The sequence below is a fragment of the Paenibacillus sp. CH40 genome, from assembly GCF_024213605.1.
GTDB classification, from domain to species: domain Bacteria; phylum Bacillota; class Bacilli; order Paenibacillales; family Paenibacillaceae; genus Paenibacillus; species Paenibacillus polymyxa_B.
This window is the reverse complement of record NZ_JANAVQ010000001.1, coordinates 69,996-88,248: the sequence shown is the minus strand read 5'-3', so window position 1 is coordinate 88,248 and position 18,253 is coordinate 69,996. Positions and strand designations below refer to the sequence as shown.

Annotated in this window: 14 protein-coding genes and 1 riboswitch; of the genes, 3 read left to right on the top strand and 11 right to left on the bottom strand. The window is 48.2% G+C overall.

The window, feature by feature from the left end; translation table 11 throughout:
- Nucleotides 1–65: 65 nt before the first annotated feature.
- The gene (gcvH, locus tag NLX73_RS00375) at nt 66–464 is read right to left on the bottom strand and encodes a glycine cleavage system protein GcvH (RefSeq protein WP_254325055.1); all 399 of its coding nucleotides are present in this window, start codon (nt 462–464) and stop codon (nt 66–68) included.
- 395 nt (nt 465–859) lie between these two features.
- A riboswitch (glycine riboswitch) is annotated at nt 860–958 on the top strand.
- A gap of 176 nt (nt 959–1,134) precedes the next feature.
- Between gcvH and gcvT the strand changes: the two genes are divergently transcribed.
- The 3 genes from gcvT (at nt 1,135) to gcvPB (ending at nt 5,208) form a co-directional block, all read left to right on the top strand.
- Nucleotides 1,135–2,235 (top strand): glycine cleavage system aminomethyltransferase GcvT, encoded by a 1,101-nt coding sequence (gcvT, locus tag NLX73_RS00370; RefSeq protein WP_254325054.1) that lies wholly within the window; start codon nt 1,135–1,137, stop codon nt 2,233–2,235.
- Between the two features lie 124 nt (nt 2,236–2,359).
- Nucleotides 2,360–3,715: an aminomethyl-transferring glycine dehydrogenase subunit GcvPA gene (gene gcvPA / locus NLX73_RS00365; RefSeq protein WP_254325053.1), complete on the top strand. Its 1,356-nt coding sequence runs from the start codon at nt 2,360–2,362 to the stop codon at nt 3,713–3,715.
- Nucleotides 3,712–5,208: an aminomethyl-transferring glycine dehydrogenase subunit GcvPB gene (gcvPB, locus tag NLX73_RS00360; RefSeq protein WP_076294374.1), complete on the top strand. Its 1,497-nt coding sequence runs from the start codon at nt 3,712–3,714 to the stop codon at nt 5,206–5,208. Before gcvPA ends, gcvPB begins: the two co-directional genes overlap by 4 nt.
- Nucleotides 5,209–5,328: 120 nt before the next feature.
- On the opposite strand, the gene ptsP is transcribed toward gcvPB, so the two are convergent.
- The 10 genes from ptsP to NLX73_RS00310 all read right to left on the bottom strand — a co-directional run bounded on the left by ptsP (nt 5,329) and on the right by NLX73_RS00310 (nt 18,224).
- The gene (gene ptsP / locus NLX73_RS00355; RefSeq protein ID WP_103049341.1) at nt 5,329–7,041 is read right to left on the bottom strand and encodes a phosphoenolpyruvate--protein phosphotransferase; all 1,713 of its coding nucleotides are present in this window, start codon (nt 7,039–7,041) and stop codon (nt 5,329–5,331) included.
- The gene (locus tag NLX73_RS00350) at nt 7,034–7,309 is read right to left on the bottom strand and encodes an HPr family phosphocarrier protein (protein WP_013372579.1); all 276 of its coding nucleotides are present in this window, start codon (nt 7,307–7,309) and stop codon (nt 7,034–7,036) included. The genes ptsP and NLX73_RS00350 overlap by 8 nt, the downstream gene beginning before the upstream one ends.
- 110 nt (nt 7,310–7,419) lie before the next feature.
- Nucleotides 7,420–9,465, bottom strand: a complete 2,046-nt coding sequence (ptsG, locus tag NLX73_RS00345; RefSeq protein WP_061829260.1) for a glucose-specific PTS transporter subunit IIBC — start codon at nt 9,463–9,465, stop codon at nt 7,420–7,422.
- Between the two features lie 252 nt (nt 9,466–9,717).
- The gene (gene glcT, locus NLX73_RS00340) at nt 9,718–10,578 is read right to left on the bottom strand and encodes a glucose PTS transporter transcription antiterminator GlcT (protein WP_023989882.1); all 861 of its coding nucleotides are present in this window, start codon (nt 10,576–10,578) and stop codon (nt 9,718–9,720) included.
- Between the two features lie 190 nt (nt 10,579–10,768).
- Nucleotides 10,769–12,304, bottom strand: a complete 1,536-nt coding sequence (locus NLX73_RS00335; RefSeq protein ID WP_254325673.1) for a flotillin lipid rafts scaffold protein FloT — start codon at nt 12,302–12,304, stop codon at nt 10,769–10,771.
- A 48-nt stretch (nt 12,305–12,352) separates the two neighbouring features.
- Nucleotides 12,353–12,871 carry an NfeD family membrane protein gene (locus tag NLX73_RS00330; protein WP_061829262.1) on the bottom strand — a complete coding sequence of 173 codons (519 nt, stop codon included), beginning with the start codon at nt 12,869–12,871 and terminating at the stop codon, nt 12,353–12,355.
- 174 nt (nt 12,872–13,045) lie between these two features.
- Complete coding sequence (locus NLX73_RS00325; RefSeq protein ID WP_028542451.1) at nt 13,046–14,209, bottom strand: iron-containing alcohol dehydrogenase; 1,164 nt, start codon at nt 14,207–14,209, stop codon at nt 13,046–13,048.
- Between the two features lie 184 nt (nt 14,210–14,393).
- On the bottom strand, nt 14,394–16,037 hold the full coding sequence (locus tag NLX73_RS00320) for a UDP-glucose--hexose-1-phosphate uridylyltransferase (protein ID WP_254325052.1): 1,644 nt from the start codon (nt 16,035–16,037) through the stop codon (nt 14,394–14,396).
- Nucleotides 16,038–16,054: 17 nt separating this feature from the next.
- Nucleotides 16,055–17,044 carry a UDP-glucose 4-epimerase GalE gene (galE, locus tag NLX73_RS00315; protein ID WP_023989887.1) on the bottom strand — a complete coding sequence of 330 codons (990 nt, stop codon included), beginning with the start codon at nt 17,042–17,044 and terminating at the stop codon, nt 16,055–16,057.
- Nucleotide 17,045: 1 nt separating this feature from the next.
- The gene (locus NLX73_RS00310; protein WP_254325051.1) at nt 17,046–18,224 is read right to left on the bottom strand and encodes a galactokinase; all 1,179 of its coding nucleotides are present in this window, start codon (nt 18,222–18,224) and stop codon (nt 17,046–17,048) included.
- Between the last annotated feature and the right edge of the window lie 29 nt (nt 18,225–18,253).

The following is an 18,253-nucleotide window of genomic DNA, read 5'->3' as shown; positions in this document are numbered from 1 at the left end:
AGCGACTGTTGTATACAAAAATCGAGCAGACAAATAACACTCTTATTCCATACTACATTGCTCCATTACTGCTCATCGGAAATCAACTGCTCGTATTGATCCGCAGACAGTAGCTTGCCCAATGCTTCCTCCACATCTTTACCCATCTCTACTTCGATCATCCAACCTTTTTCATAGGGAGATTCATTCACTAGCTCAGGCGTACTTTCCAGCGCTTCATTCACTTTTAATACGGTTCCCGTCACCGGAGCAAAAAGGTCGGATACCGTCTTCACCGATTCAATCGTACCGATCTCCGCTCCCTGCTCAATCGTTACTCCCGCCTCAGGTAATTCTACAAAAACAATATCACCCAGTTGATGCTGTGCAAAGTCTGTAATACCAATCCGCAACGTTCCATTCTCTGTGCACTGAACCCACTCATGTTCGTCTGTATACCAAAGTTGCTGCTTTACTTCACCCATCCTGTTCCCCTCACTTCCATATGAATAAAATCGCTTTTGCTCACCTGTATTAGACAGGTTAAGATTATGACAACAGGAACACTCATGTCAATAATACTAACAAAAATACTTCATATGACCTCATATGGCGTACTATATAAAAATATGATAACTTATAACAAACGCTTACATATCCTTATTTATATATTAAATGTTTTTTCTATTGTTTTTGATGACATTTTTATTGACATTTCGAATGAATTTGCGTATTAATGGGTTATAGCAAATGCTTTGGGAAACACCCCGACAACTGCAAACGCGGATGAACGCGGAGGGAGAGACTGCCAAAAAGATTCGCATAGCTGTTGCCGCTTATGAGACATAAGTTGCACGCGAATCGGATCAAGTTGTTATCTGCAAAGCCAGGTAATATACTGTTGATCCCGAAGGTAGCGCCGAAGGAGTAAGCCTGCATTGCAGGTGAATCTCTCAGGCAAAAGGACCTCTGCCGGACGCATCTCTGGAGAGCATTCGCTATTGGAGCGGATCACCCAAGGGGAAACCCGGTACATACCGGGGTAACTTTCTGGTATCAAGGACAGAGCTGAAAAAAGAGTGTAGACTGCCGTCTATACGTTTTTTTCGGCCTGTCTTTTTTGTTTAGCCGATCACACCCGATAGGAGTGGAAAAATGACTAATTTGCGAAAAACACCGCTATATTCGTCCTACGGGACGCAGTCTGGGGTTCGTTGTATTGACTTTGGCGGCTGGGAGCTCCCCGTTCAGTTTAGCGGCATTCAAAAGGAGCATGAGGCCGTCCGGCAACGTGCGGGTTTATTCGATGTATCGCATATGGGCGAATTTTTGGTTGAAGGCAAAGAGGCCGAAGCTTTTCTGCAAAGGGTGACCACGAATGATGTCAGCCAGTTGGAACCAGGTCAGGCACAATATTCACTCCTGTGTTACCCCGATGGAGGGGTAGTAGACGACCTGCTTGTTTACTGCAAAGGGTCGGAGCGCTACATGCTCGTTGTGAACGCCTCTAACATCGATAAGGATTGGGATTGGCTAATTAGCCATATGCCTGCATCCGTTCACATGGAGAATGTGTCTGATGCGATAGCATTGCTGGCGTTGCAAGGACCGGAAGCAGCACGTATTGCCGCAGCCGTGGCAGATACGGACATTACGAATCTGGCATCTTTCCGCTTCCATGAGAATGTGCCATTGTTCGGAGCAAAAGCACTCGTCTCACGAACCGGATATACGGGCGAAGACGGTTTTGAATTTTATGTACCTGCTGCGGAAGCACCAGCCGTATGGGAGGGTTTGCTTCGTTCCGGTGAGTCGTATGGGCTGATTCCCGCTGGACTTGGTGCTCGGGATACCCTACGCTTTGAGGCACGGTTGCCGCTGTACGGACAGGAGTTATCTGCCACGATTTCACCGCTCGAAGCCGGTCTAGGTTTCTTCGTCAAGCTGAATAAAGGAAATTTTATCGGTAGAGAAGCACTGCAACGTCAGAAAGATCAAGGGATTCCTCGCAAATTGATCGGGCTGGAAATGACGGATCGCGGTATCCCTCGCGCCCATTATCCGGTATTCGCAGAAGGACAACGCATCGGTGAGGTCACAACGGGGACTCAGTCGCCCACCTTGAAGCGTAATCTCGGCCTCGCCTTGGTAGACAGTCGTTTTAGCGCCCTCTCCACACCGCTGGAGGTTGAGATTCGTGGCAAACGCCTGCGTGCCGAGGTGGTGGCAGCACCCTTTTATAAACGTCCGCGCTGATCTTAAACTCTCTTCATTTCAATAAAGCAAACATGTCAGATATGAACTTCCGGGTTTTCATCTCACACTTTTTTATTAGCTAATTTACGATTTAAATTTTGCTTTTCGAAAGGAGCCAGAACCTATGAAGCAGCATCGTTATCTCCCTATGACTGAACAGGATCAAACCGAAATGCTGCGTGTGGTCGGCGTTTCATCCATCGATGATTTATTCAGTGACATTCCAGAGGCCATTCGATATCAAGGGGAACTCCCTCTTTCTTCTCGACTCGACGAGAGAGCCTTAACCCGCCACTTGGCCGAGCTGGCTGGACACAACGCCAATACAGACACACATGCCAGCTTTCTTGGCGCAGGAATTTATGACCATCATATTCCGTCCGTCATCCAGCACATCACTTCACGCTCGGAATTCTATACAGCCTACACCCCCTATCAGCCGGAAGTAAGCCAAGGCGAGCTACAAGCCATTTTCGAATTTCAGTCGTATATTTGCGAATTGACGGGCATGGCTGTAGCTAATGCCAGCATGTACGACGGAGCGACTGCACTGGCGGAAGCGGGCTCACTGTCCGCCGCAGCTACCCGCCGTAAACAGCTTATCGTATCAAGGTCCGTCCATCCGGAGGCACGTCAGGTATTGGCAGCCTATGCACGCGGATTGGATTTGGACATCGTGGAGATCGGCTGTTCGGACGGCGTAACGGATGCTAATGCGTTAGCGGCGGCCGTATCGGAACAGACCGCAGCTGTTTTGGTCCAAAGCCCCAACTTTTTCGGAGCCGTGGAAAACCTGAAGCCGATGGCTGATCTCATCCATGCGCACAAAGGTCTTTTGGTCGTCAGTGCCAACCCACTGGCACTTGGCTTGCTGGAGACACCCGGCAAACAGGGCGCGGATATTGTGGTAGGAGATGCGCAGCCACTTGGCATCTCCTCTTCTCTCGGCGGTCCGACCTGTGGATACTTTGCCGTTTCTCAGGCACATATGCGCCGTATCCCCGGCCGTATTGTGGGTCAGACCACTGACCGTAACGGTAAACGCGGCTTCGTGCTGACCTTGCAAGCGCGGGAACAGCATATCCGCCGCGAAAAGGCCACGTCTAACATTTGCTCCAATCAAGCGTTGCTAGCTTTATCTGCATCTGTATACTTGTCTGTCATGGGTAGACAGGGGATCAAGGAAGTAGCCGAGCTAAATTTGCATAAAAGCCGTTATGCTTTAGAGCAATTGCTGAGCTTGAAGGGCGTAACTGCCTCATTTAACGCACCAACCTTTAACGAGTTTGCCCTTAGACTGCCTGAGGGTACGGATATGAGCAAACTCCAGGCCGAACTGCTAGCTGCTGGATTTATCGCTGGCTACGATTTGGGCCGGGACTATGAGGAACTTGCTGGTCACATGTTGATTGCCGTGACGGAGCAAAGAACCAAAGAAGAGATTGACCAATTTGTACACACCTTGGGGGGATTGCTATGACACACACCGGACAGGATCAAAAACAAGGGCTGTTGAAGGAACACGATCAAGCGCTCATTTTTGAATTGAGCCGTCCGGGTCGCATCGCCTATTCCCTTCCCGAGTGCGACGTTCCCCGTCGCCCGGTGGCAGAGCTTTTGCCAGATTATGCGCTGCGCAGTGAACCTGCGGCATTACCCGAGGTATACGAAGTAGACGTTATTCGACATTATACCGCCTTGTCCCGGCGCAATTTCGGCGTGGATAACGGATTTTATCCGCTCGGCTCCTGTACGATGAAATACAATCCGAAAGTGAATGAGGATGTCGCCCGATATACAGGCTTCGCCAAAATCCATCCATATCAGCCCGAGGAGAGCATCCAGGGTGCTATGGAGCTGCTGCATACGCTCCAAAATGATTTGGCTGCATTAACTGGTATGGATGCCGTCACGCTTCAGCCCGCCGCGGGCGCCCATGGCGAATGGACCGGGCTGATGATGATTCGCTCATACCACGAAGCACGTGGTGAGCGACGTACCAAGGTGCTCGTGCCGGATTCCTCGCACGGAACGAACCCCGCCAGCGCAACCGTCGCGGGCTTCGAAACAGTCACCCTTCCCTCCACCCCTGAGGGACTGGTGGATCTGGATGCGTTACGTCAAGCCGTAGGCAACGACACCGCTGCGCTCATGCTGACCAACCCGAACACGCTTGGACTGTTCGAGAAGCAAATCACTGACATTGCTGCCATCGTGCATGACGCGGGTGGTCTGCTCTACTATGACGGGGCGAACTCCAACGCCATCATGGGAATTACCCGCCCCGGGGATATGGGCTTCGATGTAGTGCATCTCAATTTACACAAAACGATGAGTACCCCGCACGGCGGCGGCGGACCCGGCGCTGGGCCTGTCGGCGTAAAGCAACGGCTCATCCCTTATTTGCCCAAGCCGCTTGTCGTACGTGATCCGCAGGGGGTGTACCACTGGGACCGGGAACAGGGAGATTCTATTGGACGGGTTAAAGCCTTTTACGGCAACTTCGGTATTCTCGTTCGTGCCTACACCTATATCCGTAGCTACGGTCCTGATGGCTTAAAGCGTGTATCGGAATGCGCTGTGCTCAATGCCAATTACATGATGCATCGGCTCGCTCCACATTTTGACCTGCCCTACCCTGGACATTGCAAACACGAATTCGTAATGTCGGGGCGAGGCTTGAAAAAATTTGGAGTGCGCACGCTTGATGTAGCCAAACGGCTGCTTGATTTCGGCTACCATCCCCCTACAATTTACTTCCCGCTGAATGTAGAGGAGTGCATCATGATCGAGCCCACGGAGACGGAAAGTAAGGAAACCCTTGATGCTTTTGTCGACACTATGATTCATATTGCGCGGGAAGCAGAAGAGAACCCTGAGCTGGTGCTCAATGCACCATATACTACTCCAGTCACACGATTGGACGAAACTACCGCAGCCCGCAAACCTGTACTGAATTGCTCATGCAGTTAAAAACATATTCTACTTAAAGGATGCAAAAAAGCCGGTATCTAAATAGATACCGGCTGCTGTATGTACACAGCAATTTTTTTGTTGGAAAAAGATATAACCTTTGAAATGTAATACCCTTCCTTAGCCTTCGATGCTTTGAACCAATTCAACAACCTGTTCTGCTGTTTGCATGTCCAGAGCTTTTGTAGCCAGTTTTTCCATGTCCGCACGGGACAACTTGGAGATTTGGCTACGTGCTGGCAGAATGGAAGTTGCGCTCATACTGAACTCATCAAGTCCAAGACCCAACAGCAACGGAATTGCTGTTGTATCTCCTGCCATTTCACCACACATACCAACCCAACGTCCTTCACGATGAGCGGCATCAATAACCATTTTCACCAGACGCAGAATGGATGGATTGTATGGTTGATACAGGTAAGAAACTCGCTCATTCATGCGATCCGCTGCCATTGTGTATTGAATCAGATCGTTTGTACCGATACTGAAGAAATCCACTTCTTTTGCGAATTGGTCAGCCAATACCGCTGTAGAAGGAATTTCTACCATGATGCCCAACTGAATTTCTTCAGATACGGATACACCCTCGGCTACCAACTTTTCCTTTTCTTCCAACAAAACAGCTTTAGCTTCACGGAATTCGTTCAGCGTAGCAATCATCGGGAACATGATGCGCAGGTTACCATGCACACTCGCACGCAACAAAGCACGCAATTGAGTGCGGAAAATATCCTGGCGATCCAGACACAGACGAATAGCACGGAATCCGAGGAACGGGTTCATTTCTTTCGGCAAGTCCAGATAAGGAAGTTCTTTGTCGCCACCGATATCCAAAGTACGGACTACAACCGGCTTACCTTCCATTCTTTCCAGAACGGTTTTGTATGCCGTATACTGTACTTCTTCGGATGGAAGCTTATCGCGTCCCATGTACAAGAACTCCGTACGGTACAAGCCAACGCCTTCACCACCGTTGTCCAGAACACCAGCTACATCATTAGGCGTACCAATATTGGCTGCCAGTTCGACATGGACACCATCGACAGAAACTGTAGCTTCGCCGCGCAGCTTGCGCCACTCTTCGCGTTGCTTGTCGTATGCCACCTGTTTAGCACGGTATTCCGCAACAATCTCTTCGGTAGGGTTCACGAATACGTGACCATCCAAACCATCAACGATAATCAAATCGCCGCTTTTAGCTTGAGACAATATATTTTTCGTTCCCACAACTGCAGGAATTTCAAGTGAGCGAGCCATAATAGCCGAATGCGAAGTACGTCCGCCGATGTTCGTTGCAAAACCTTTAACAAATTCACGGTTCAGCTGAGCTGTGTCGGAAGGTGTCAAATCTTCTGCAAGCACAATCGTTTCTTCGGCAATTTCTGCAGGACTAACAAAATGAACACCAAGCAGGTGATTCAGGATCCGCTTGGTTACATCACGCATGTCCGATGCGCGTTCTTGCAAATAGGCACTTTTCATGTTTTCAAACATGGAAATGAACTGTGTAGCTACTTCATTCAAAGCATAGTCAGCATTAAGCTGCTCGTCTCTGATTTTAGCTTTAACCGGATCGATCAATTCAGGATCATTCAGGATGAGCAGGTGAGATGCAAAAATTTCTGCTTTTTTCTCTCCCAGCTCCTGAAGCGTTTTCTCCTTAATCGATTCCAATTCGGTTTGAGATTGTACCAAAGCCGCATCCAATCTCGCGATTTCAGCCTCAACATCACCAACCGCGCGTCTCTCTACAGCGTAATTCGGATGCTCCAAGATAAACGCCCGGGCAATGGCTATGCCTGCCGAAGCGGCAATCCCGGAAATTTTAAGCATGAACTTCGCCCAGCCCTTCGTTAACGATTACATTTTCAAGAGCTTTCAGTGCTTCGGCAGCTTCAGCGCCTTCGCAGATAATGTTAATAGTATCACCTTGTTCCAGACCCAGAGACAATACACCCAGAATGGATTTCAAAGTTACTTTTTTACCGTTAGCTTCGGCAAAAGATTCAGCACCGCTGAATTTGTTAGCTGTATTTACCAGTGCAGTTGCAGGACGTGCATGAATACCGTCTTCATCCGTAATTCTAAAAGTTGTTTGCATAATTTGTTCCTCCCACTTTCCTAAAGATAATATTTGTTTACACGCAGTATACCAGATCATTGATCAGACGGCCTAAGCCGCCTAATCAACTAATCCGAAACACATAGAGTTTATTTTATCGTAATTATACCATCTTCGCCAGCCTTCAATACTCCAGTTTTGTTTAAAGTTACCGAAGAACCTTCTGGAAGGTTGGTAAAAATGACAGGTGAAATGATGGATTTGGCGTTTGCCTTCACGTATTCCAGGTCTACTTTCATAATAGGCTGGCCAGCTGACACAAGATCGCCTTCGTTCACCAAAACGTCAAATCCTTGCCCTTTAAGCTTCACTGTATTCACCCCGATATGAACAAGCACTTCTTTACCGCCATCGGATTGAATACCAATCGCATGCTTGCTCGGGAATACATTGAATACTTTACCATAAACAGGGGACACAATCGTTCCATCATTTGGCACGACCGCAAAGCCGTCACCTGTCATACGTTCTGCAAATACCGGATCGGGAACCGTCGAGATATCAACCAATTCGCCGTTAACAGGCATTACAATATCTTCTACAATAATGGTTTGTTGTTCTTCCCCAGCTTCCTTCTCCTCTTGTGGAGCAGGTTGCGCCGGAGCTGGTGCAGGTGTACGTCCAGCCATGATATCAGCCATTTGAGTTTTAATGGTGTCTGAACGTGTACCGAAAATTGCCTGTACGTTGTTGCCGACTTCAAGGACACCCGATGCGCCAAGTTGTTTCAGACGAGCTTTGTCAACGTTCGATTTCTCATTAACCTCGATCCGAAGACGTGTGATACAAGCATCCAGGTGCTTGATATTTGATGAACCACCGAAAGCTGCCAAAATGTTGTGCGGGAGCTCATCACTACTACCGGCTGCTGCACCATCCACATTTTCTGTAGCTTCTTCACGTCCTGGTGTTTTCAAGTTGAACTTCCGTATGATGAACCGGAATCCGAAGTAGTAAATCACTGCCAAAATCAGACCGACGATGATTACATACCACCAAGGCGTACGGGTTGGAATAATCCCGAAAATCAGGAAGTCAATGAATCCGCCTGAGAAGGTCATACCGATTTTGACATGTAAAATTTGCATGGTCATAAATGACAGACCTGCGAATATACAGTGTACTGCAAACAGCAGTGGAGCTACGAACAGGAAGGAAAATTCCAGTGGCTCCGTAATACCTGTCAAGAACGAAGTCAATGCTGCTGAACCCATGATACCTGCTACATATTTTTTGTGTTCTGGTCTTGCTTCATGGTACATTGCAAGCGCTGCTGCTGGCAAACCGAACATCATGAATGGGAATTTACCCACTTGGAACGTACTTGCTGTCAACGCCACTCCATCACGAAGCTGGCTGAAGAAGATCTGCTGGTCACCGTGAACGGTTTGACCTGCTTTGTTAACATATTCACCAAATTCAAACCAGAACGGTGAATACCAGATGTGATGCAAACCAAATGGAATAAGCGCGCGTTCGATAACCCCAAACAGGAACGCCGACAAAGTCGGGTTGGAATACACCATAAAGTGAGATACTGCGTTAAGTCCTTGTTGAACTGGAGGCCAGATCAGAACTAGCGCAAGCCCGACAATCAGTGAGGACACCGCCGTTGCAATTGGAACGAAACGCTTACCCGCGAAAAAGCCCAGATACGAAGGAAGCTCAATTTTGAAAAAGCGGTTGTACATGGCCGCGGCCAGTATACCGATGATTATCCCGCCGAACACCCCGGTTTGAAGCGTTGGAATACCCAACACGTTCGCATAACCCGGTATTTTTTGAGCAATCAAACCAGGTGTGACACCCACGGCTGTACCCAAAGTAATGTTCATAACGAGGTAACCGATGATGGCAGCCAAACCTGCTACACCTTCACCGCCCGCCAGACCGACGGCTACGCCGACTGCGAACAACAGGGCCAGATTATCAAAAACGATTTGTCCGGCATTCATCATGATCGTCGCTACCGATTGAACCCAGCCCGCATTTAATGCCGGAATGTACTGGAGAAAATCAGGATTGACCAGCATGTTACCGATACCCAATAAAAGCCCCGCAGCTGGCAAAATCGCTACAGGAAGCATTAATGCTTTACCGACACGCTGTAAAACGCCGAAAAGCTTTTTAAACATACCTTCCACATCCTTCTCTGAAATTTAGAACAGAGGCAAAACAACAAAAAAGGCATGAGCCGATTTAAGTATGTTTGAAAACAACCTTGGGATATAGCTTGCCCCAGTAGGCTGTAAACAATCATAACTTAAAACAACTCATGCCTGATCGAATCAGTAACACGTTAAATGTTCAGTTGTTGTCTTCCTCATTGCAGAATTGATTATAGCACCCCGCTAAATGCGAGGCAATACTTTTTTATTCCGGTTTTATCACTTTTGTTGCTCCCCCTGCTCTTTGCGTTGGGACAACCGTTGCAGATGCATTGTCAAATAACTAACCTCAGCCGGGTACACAGATTTACGGAGTCTTTTCTCCATAATTTTCGTGAGCTTCCAGGCCAGCATATACATTTCCGGATACTCCTCATTCAAAAGCTTGTCCAATCGATAAATCTCCTGCACAATTTCCCCCCGGCGCACACGTTCAATCGCAAACCTCAGATGAGTCAGCAGTCGAGAATAATCAAGGGATTGAAGAGGAATACGATAATCCAGTGTCGTCTCGACAACCTGAACCATATCAGCAATCAGACGAGAATCCTTCCTAACCTCGGAGATATGCTGGTTTGTCATGGCGCTATAAATATGCAGGGCCACGAATCCGATTTCATCTTCTCCCAGATCTACATCCATCTTATCCCTGATTAAAGCAACAGCCTGCTCAGCCATCTTGTATTCCTGAGGATATATTTCCCTAGTCTCATACAAAAACGGATTATGAATCGTAATTCCCTGTTTATGACGGTTGATGGAAAAAGCGATATGGTCAGTTAAAGCAATCAGTATGTGCTCATTTAGAGGCTTCTTAGCTTGAAGCTGAACAAGATGAAGCACCTCACCGATGACCTCAATGAGCTTTTCATCCAGCTCAGGAAGCAACCGTTTGTATTGCTCCTGTTCTTCATGGCTTTTTAATATAAATAATTTTTCAACTGAATCCAACGGCATAAGATCGCCGGGTCTGCGATTGAAACCGATTCCTTTTCCAATCACGACAACCTCATCATGCTCGGGATGCATCCCTATAATCACATTGTTATTCAGCGCTTTGGCCACTTTTAGGCTGCTCACATCCGCACCTCTTTTATCAGAACCTTGATCCTAAGAATTATAGCATGAAGCTCAGAGGAATCCACGTTAAAGTACCAAATATTCGGCTAAAGGTCAATAAAAAGAAAACGCTTTTCATCACATTGCCGGGAAATGCTGTGATGAAAAGCGGTCTTTTGGTTAGAGAAAGATGCTCCCCAAAGACTTATCGTTATTCTTTATCTGTTAGCGCTACCTCCACCGAGGCTGGAAGAGGCTGCTTATTCGCTTCACCGGAAGGCGGCACGGAATGAATGCCTTTTTTCCCCGTGGTCAACCCCTTGATTAACTGCTCCACATCAATACCGGATACACTCTTCAGCATCTCAGGTGCCGTAGCCATCAGTTCGGTGACATAATTGCTGACACGCGCTGCTCCTTTTCCTTTTCCCGTATCAACTACGGTGAGTTTATCAATGGACGCAATCGGTTCGGCAATACGTCCAGCCAGATCAGGCAGCATTTTCACGATAATATCGAGCACGGCGGCCTCTCCAAACTTCTGGAACGCCTCCGCCAGTTTTTCCTTGGCCTCCGCTTCTGCAAGTCCACGCAAACGGATGACATCTGCGTCTGCCGTACCTTTGGCGCGTTCGGCATCCGCTTCTGCTTGCCCGTTGAGACGTTTTTGTTCAGCTGACGCTTTAGCCTGTGTCTCAATCGAGTATTGCAGCGATTCAGCCTCACGCATTTTACGCGATTTATCTGCTTCCGCCGCTTGCTCGACCGCATACCGATCGGCTTCTGCCTTCTTTTTCACTTCTGCATCATATTGCTTTTCACGTACCTGTATTTCCTTGGATTGAAGATCAATTTCCCGTTCTTTGCGCACCAGCTCGACCTTCATCTGCTCTTCGACAGCAGTCTGCTTGGCACGGGCCTCCTGAATGTGATAAGCCTGATCGGCTTCTGCCTTCGCTGTATCCTGTTCTTTCTTAAACGATGCCACTTTCAGTTCCTTCTCCTTGGCGGCCTCGGCAATGTTGGTGTCTCGCAGCAGTTCGGCCTTCTGGCCTTCCTGTTCTGCACGCGCCTTCTGAATCCGGGCATCCCGCACAGCCTCGGCTTCTGCAATCTCAGCATCCCGTTTCACAGCGGCAATTCTCGGCTTACCAAGCGCATCCAGATATCCGTGCTTATCACGCACGTCTTTGATGGTGAATGAAACGATTTGCAAGCCCATCTTTTTCAGATCACGTGCAGCCACGCCCTGTACTTCCTGCGCAAACCGATCCCGATTACGATAAACTTCTTCCACTGTCATCGAACCGAGGATTGCGCGCAAATGTCCCTCCAGCACTTCCTGAGCCTCTCCTCTAAGAGCCTCCAGTGGCTTCCCGATGAACTGCTCGGCTGCTGTAGCCACATCCTCAATAGAACTGCCGACCTTGATAATCGCCACACCATCCGCAATCACGGGAACTCCTTGCTCCGTATACACTTCCGGTGTGGTTACGTCCAGTTTATGGGACAACAGAGAGATGAATTCGGACTGCTGGAAAATTGGCCAAATGAAGGCCCCCCCGCCGCGTACAATTTTAATTTTGCGTCCAGAGTCATCCTCGGAAATATTTTTATTTCCCAGAAAAGAGCCCGTCACGATCATCCCTTCATCCGGTCCTACCGTTTTGTAACGGGCCCAAAAAGCGATCCCTAATATAACGATAACGATGACAACAATCCCAGGGACCAACACAATATCTTGCAAATTTGACACTCCCGATCACGCTCCCTTCAAGTTAAGCGAATGCGCCGTCTATGTGTCCAGGTACGCTACGCGGACGACGCCCTCTGCGACCTCAACCACGACGATACGGGTTCCCGCAGCAAGCGGTTTGTGATCGAAGCTCGATGCTGTATGTATGGTGTTGCCTGCACCCAAGCGGATCATAACCTCCCCGTAACCAACCTCAGGTACAGGAATGGTGACCTCACCGATCCGGCCAGTCAGCTCACGCATGGAGAAGCCGCTGGATACCTCCGAATTCGCCATGGGCTTGATAAACGCAAAGAACACGAGTATTCCGATGACAAACGCAATCCCTAAAGCAAGCACGACGACCCACCCCATGCTCAGCCCAGTATACTTTGTCAGCAGAACTCCAGCTCCGCCAAAAGCGGTCATGGCTCCAAGTAAAACGACAGGTCTGAACCAATCGAGGCTCGGTAGCTCCAATGCACCATCCAGCCAACCACCGAGTACATCTCCAATCAGCACACTGACTACGGTAAAGATAGCGCCCCCTGCCAATAACCACCAAAATATGGTTTCCATGCGACTCCTCCTTCCATGTACCTTTTCAGTCTGGTTTCCAGTCTATAACTATGTTTACGTATTCAACCTTAAAAAGTTTCAAAATTTTCCTCCAAAATCCCACGTTGAACCCAAAAAAGCACGTTTGTACGTCTAATGACGCACAAACGTGCTTAAAATGATACAAGTATCAGTTTACAGAGATGCTTTGTAAATTTCGACTACATCTTCGCGATTGAGCTTATTAAAACCACCAAAAGATCCGAATTTCACAGCTTTATCAGCCATAACATCGATCTGGGACGCATCAATATCGTAATCAGCCAGACGGCTTGGTGCACCAATCGAGTTCCAGAAATCACGCAACGCCTGAATACCTTCCAGCGCCACTTCTTCATCACTCTTGCCTTCTGGGTTTACATGGAACACATTGACGGCCAGTTGTTTGAAGCGTTCAGGCTTCACATGCAGATTGTGTTTCATCCAGTTCGGGAATAGAATAGCCAGTCCTCCACCATGTGGAATATCATAAACAGCAGACACCGCATGTTCGATATTGTGAGTAGCCCAGTCACCTGTCAGCCCCATGTTCAGGAAGCCGTTCAGCGCCATCGTACCACAATACATAATCGTTTCACGCAGCTCGTAGTTTTCCAGATCGTTGACCAGACCTGGAGCCGCATCCATGACCGTACGCAAAATCGTTTCGCACCAGCCAAGTTGGACCGGAGTATTGGATTCCAAATGGAAATAATGCTCCAGCGTATGTGACATCATATCTACGATTCCGTAAACGGTTTGATTTTGTGGCAGTGAGTATGTGTTTACAGGGTCAAGAATAGAAAACGCAGGGAACGCAAATACGCTACCCCATCCCAATTTTTCCTGTGTTTTTTCATTTGTAATAACAGAACCCGCATTCATTTCAGAACCGGTAGCTGCCATGGTCAAAACTGTACCTAATGGCAATGCTGCCTGTGGTGCCGCTTTACGCTCTGCAAAATCCCACATGTCGCCATCATATTTTGCACCAACAGCAATGGCTTTGGAACAATCCAGTACACTACCACCGCCTACAGCCAGAACGAGGTCGATTTGATGTGTTTTACACAATTCCACGCCTTTATGTACTGTAGATAAGCGAGGATTCGGTTCTACACCAGCCAGTTCCGTTACCTCTGCACCAATTTCACCAAGCAAACTTATTACATTATCGTACAAACCGCTGCGCTTAATGCTGCCGCCGCCATATACAAGCAGTACACGTTTACCATATTTAGGAACTTCACGCTTGAGAGCCTCCAATTGTCCTTTACCGAAGATCAATTGTGTAGGATTATAAAATTCGAATGCTTTCATCGCAAACGCTCGCCTCCAATAGTTCTAAAGTTTAATGTTAAGAATCTACTCTATTATAACCTTTTCGGTTACAGGAAACAAATATGCTTTATTTTCAGAAAAAAACCACACTCCTTGAGGAGCATGGTTTCATGTCATATCTTGGGAGGGTTCTCGTAGTGTATTATGTGCTGCGCCAGCGATTTTATTCTCCCAAAGTATATCCCAATTGTTTCATAAAACGACCAAACGCCTGCTGCCCGGACTCATTCCGTTTATACACTCCTGCATGCTCTAAAATTTCACTGAATTTCAGTCCAACTTCATTTTGTACGGTACGAACAGCCGTTTCCTTGTCAGGCAAACGACCGAAGCGAGTGTTTAACTGATAAATCCAGTCTGCATGTTTAAACAGTGGATGTCCTTCCTGCTGCATAGCCACAGCCAGTTTGTCATCCCCACACAAAATATCTGCAATCCCATCCAGTTCATCCTTGAGCCGCCCCGGTAATATGGCAAGTCCCATAACTTCGATCAGACCGATATTTTCCTTCTTGATGTGATGCATCTCGCGATGAGGATGGAAAATACCTTCCGGATACTCTTCACTCGTTCGGTTGTTACGCAGTACGAGATCCATCTGATACCTGCCTTCGGAATCTCGGCGCACAATCGGCGTCACAGTATTATGTGGAATCGTTTCCCCCTCCTGCTCTGTATGAGAGAGGACATCAGCTACAGGATCACTATAAACTTTCCAGGTTTCAAAAGCAGCATTTCCCGCCTCCAACAGCGCCTCGGCATCTGTTGACGTAAAACGGATGACCGACATCGGCCAGTTTACAATCCCTGCTGTAACCTGCGGGAACGCTTCATTATGGTATACACCGTCCACACCCGCTTTTTCAATTGGGAATGTATGACGACCACCCTGAAAATGATCATGGGTCAGGATCGATCCGCCGACAATCGGCAGATCCGCATTGGAGCCAATAAAATAATGCGGAAACGCTTTCGTAAAGGCCAGCAATCGCCGCAGTGTATCCTTCGTAAGCTTCATCGGTACATGATCATGATGGAACACGATGCAATGCTCGTTGTAATACACATAGGGTGAGTATTGAAAAAACCACGGCTCCCCATTCAATTCCATCGGAATGATACGCAGATTTTGACGGGACGGATGATTTACTCTTCCTGCATATCCGACGTTTTCACGGCATAATTGACACTTGGGATAAACAGGCGGCGGCAAAAGCTTCGCCATCGCAATTTCTTTAGGACTTTTTTCTGGCTTGGACAAATTAATCGTGATTTCCATATCTCCGTAAGATGTCGACTGATTCCAGTACACATTGCTGGCAACCCGATCCATTCGGATGTAGTTCGAATCGATGGATAATTGATAAAAAGCATCTGTCGCCGCCTCTATGCCGCGTTCAGCCTCCGTTTGATGAAAGTCACGGATGACTTCAGACGGTCTCGCCATCAGCAGTCCCATGATTTTGGAATCCAGCAAATCGCGATACGTATCTGTGTTTTCAGGGATAAGTCCTATGGCGAAACCATAATCTATCAATACATTAAGCACAGGCTGGAGAGCTTCGGGGGCTATAACGCCCCCTGCCTCCCCACCTGAATAAGGCTGCGAAAACCCAAACTGCTCCAACAGCAGATTACGGCTGTAATCTGTATCTTGCGGACCGATCAAGCCCTTGTTTTGTGCGAATGCAACCAGTTGCTCCACCGCATATAGAGCCGATTGCTGCACAGTTTCGTCGATGTCATGGGCCAGATGCCGGGAAAGTTCCCGGCCTTGGCCTTTATCTGCGGTTTGGCGCTCGCTCATATGTCATCGTCTCCCGTCTATTCGTCGCCGTAGCCGTGAGGGTGCGACTGATGCCATCCCCATGCTCCGCTAATAATATCCTCCAATTGGGTACGTGCTGGACTCCAGCCCAACACCGAACGAGCCTTGTCAGAAGATGCAACCAATATCGCTGGATCGCCTGCGCGGCGTGGCTCTGTAACAACTGGAATGTCGAGTCCAGTGACCTTGCGTGCCGTCTCAATAACTTCTTTCACAGAGAAGCCCTGTCCATTGCCCAAGTTGAATACGTTGCTGTCATTGCCTTCGCGCAAGTAATTTACTGCACGCACATGAGCATCCGCCAGGTCACTCACGTGAATGTAATCCCGAACACACGTGCCGTCAGGTGTCGCATAATCCTCACCAAACACAGCGATGTGTGGACGTTGCTTCAAGGCTGTCTGGAGCACTAATGGGATCAGATGGCTTTCTGGTCGGTGATCTTCACCGATCTTGCCGCTCTCATGCGCACCAGCCGCATTAAAATACCGTAAAGACACATATTTGATGCCTAAAACTTTATCAAACCACGACATCATGCGCTCCATCATCAGCTTTGTTTCACCATACACGTTGGTTGGCTCTGTACGGTCTCCCTCTTCAATCGGCACCTTTTCCGGTTCGCCGTAGGTAGCCGCAGTAGAGGAAAACACGATTCGGCGCACTCCAGCATCCTTCATCGCCTCCAGCAAGCTCAGCGTGCCAAATACATTGTTGTCGTAATATTTACCAGGATTTTGCATGCTTTCTCCAACCAGCGAATTGGCTGCAAAATGGATAACTGCATCGATACTATTTTCAGAGAACAGTTTGGACAGTAGTTCTTTATCCCTCAAATCCCCTTCATACAACTTGCCTCCAAGCAATGCTGCTTTATGCCCGGTTTGCAAATTGTCCAGCACCACAACTTCTTCTCCCAGATCCAACAGTTCTGCTACGGTATGTGAACCGATATATCCAGCTCCACCTGTGACTAAAATAGCCATGTTATTCGTCCTCCTTCAGTTCTTTTACTCCGTCTCCTGCCTTGCATACATAAAAGCTGGCTTCCAGCCCTGTGCGGGTCTGATAAGCTTCGCCGACTTCCTTCACAAAACGTTCCACATCGTCCTCATGAACCAATGAAACCGTACAACCTCCAAATCCGGCTCCTGTCATACGAGCACCCAGCGTGCCAGGAATGCGTCGTGCTTCTTCAACCATGACGTCCAGCTCCGTGCAGCTGACCTCATACAAATCGCGCAATGAATCATGAGAAGCATTCATTAACTGACCAAAAGCTGCAAGTTCATTCGCTGCGAGAGCATCGACAGAGGCCAACACACGAGCGTTTTCCTCCACCACATGCTGTGCCCGCCGACGCACTGTTTGGTCCGCGATGTGATGCTGAAGCTCTCCGAAACGTGCCTCATCCAGCTGAGCGAGGTATTCCAGTGACGGCTCCTGCTGCTGTAAAATGGACAGTGCTTCGGCACACTGGCTACGACGCTCGTTGTAGGCTGAGTCCACCAAACCGCGACGCTTGTTTGTATTGCCGATCACGAGCTTATAAGCCCCCGTGCGGAATGGCACTTTACGGTACTCCAACGTATCGCACATCAGCAGAATTGCATGATCAGCTGCTCCGTTCGCTACAGCGAACTGGTCCATAATGCCGCAATTGACACCAACGTAATTGTTTTCTGCCCGCTGGGACAACAAAGCGATCTCGACCGTATCTGTTTCCTGTTTTTCGATCGTGAGAAACGCATATCCTGTAACAACCTCAATGGAGGCTGAGGAGGATAATCCAGCACCATTCGGTATTTCTCCATGATAGAGCAGGTCATATCCGTTAGACGGATAAACTCCCTTTTCAGCCAACTCCAACAGCACACCCACCGGATAGTCCACCCACTCATCCGTTTTGTTTTTACCTATTTCTCCACGGGGGATAGACACTTCATACGACAGGTTTGTTGAAGCAAAATGAATTTCATCATCATTGCGCGCACGAAGGATCAGCGTCGTTCCGAATTCCAGCGCAGCCGGGAGTACATAACCACCGTTATAGTCGATATGCTCTCCAATCAGATTGACACGTCCAGGTGCATGAAATATCCGCAGTTCATTGCTGCTTTCACCATATTTTTCAATAAAATGTTTCTTTAATTCAGTAGAGTTCATATCCGCATCCACCTCATATACCGTTAGTA

Coding starts and splice junctions, on each gene's coding strand:
- gcvH (WP_254325055.1), bottom strand. CDS start 464: ATGGGTGAAGTAAAGCAGCAACTTTGGTATACAGACGAACATGAGTGG.
- gcvT (WP_254325054.1), top strand. CDS start 1,135: ATGACTAATTTGCGAAAAACACCGCTATATTCGTCCTACGGGACGCAG.
- gcvPA (WP_254325053.1), top strand. CDS start 2,360: ATGAAGCAGCATCGTTATCTCCCTATGACTGAACAGGATCAAACCGAA.
- gcvPB (WP_076294374.1), top strand. CDS start 3,712: ATGACACACACCGGACAGGATCAAAAACAAGGGCTGTTGAAGGAACAC.
- ptsP (WP_103049341.1), bottom strand. CDS start 7,041: ATGCTTAAAATTTCCGGGATTGCCGCTTCGGCAGGCATAGCCATTGCC.
- NLX73_RS00350 (WP_013372579.1), bottom strand. CDS start 7,309: ATGCAAACAACTTTTAGAATTACGGATGAAGACGGTATTCATGCACGT.
- ptsG (WP_061829260.1), bottom strand. CDS start 9,465: ATGTTTAAAAAGCTTTTCGGCGTTTTACAGCGTGTCGGTAAAGCATTA.
- NLX73_RS00330 (WP_061829262.1), bottom strand. CDS start 12,871: ATGGAAACCATATTTTGGTGGTTATTGGCAGGGGGCGCTATCTTTACC.
- NLX73_RS00325 (WP_028542451.1), bottom strand. CDS start 14,209: ATGAAAGCATTCGAATTTTATAATCCTACACAATTGATCTTCGGTAAA.
- NLX73_RS00320 (WP_254325052.1), bottom strand. CDS start 16,037: ATGAGCGAGCGCCAAACCGCAGATAAAGGCCAAGGCCGGGAACTTTCC.
- galE (WP_023989887.1), bottom strand. CDS start 17,044: ATGGCTATTTTAGTCACAGGTGGAGCTGGATATATCGGTTCACATACC.
- NLX73_RS00310 (WP_254325051.1), bottom strand. CDS start 18,224: ATGAACTCTACTGAATTAAAGAAACATTTTATTGAAAAATATGGTGAA.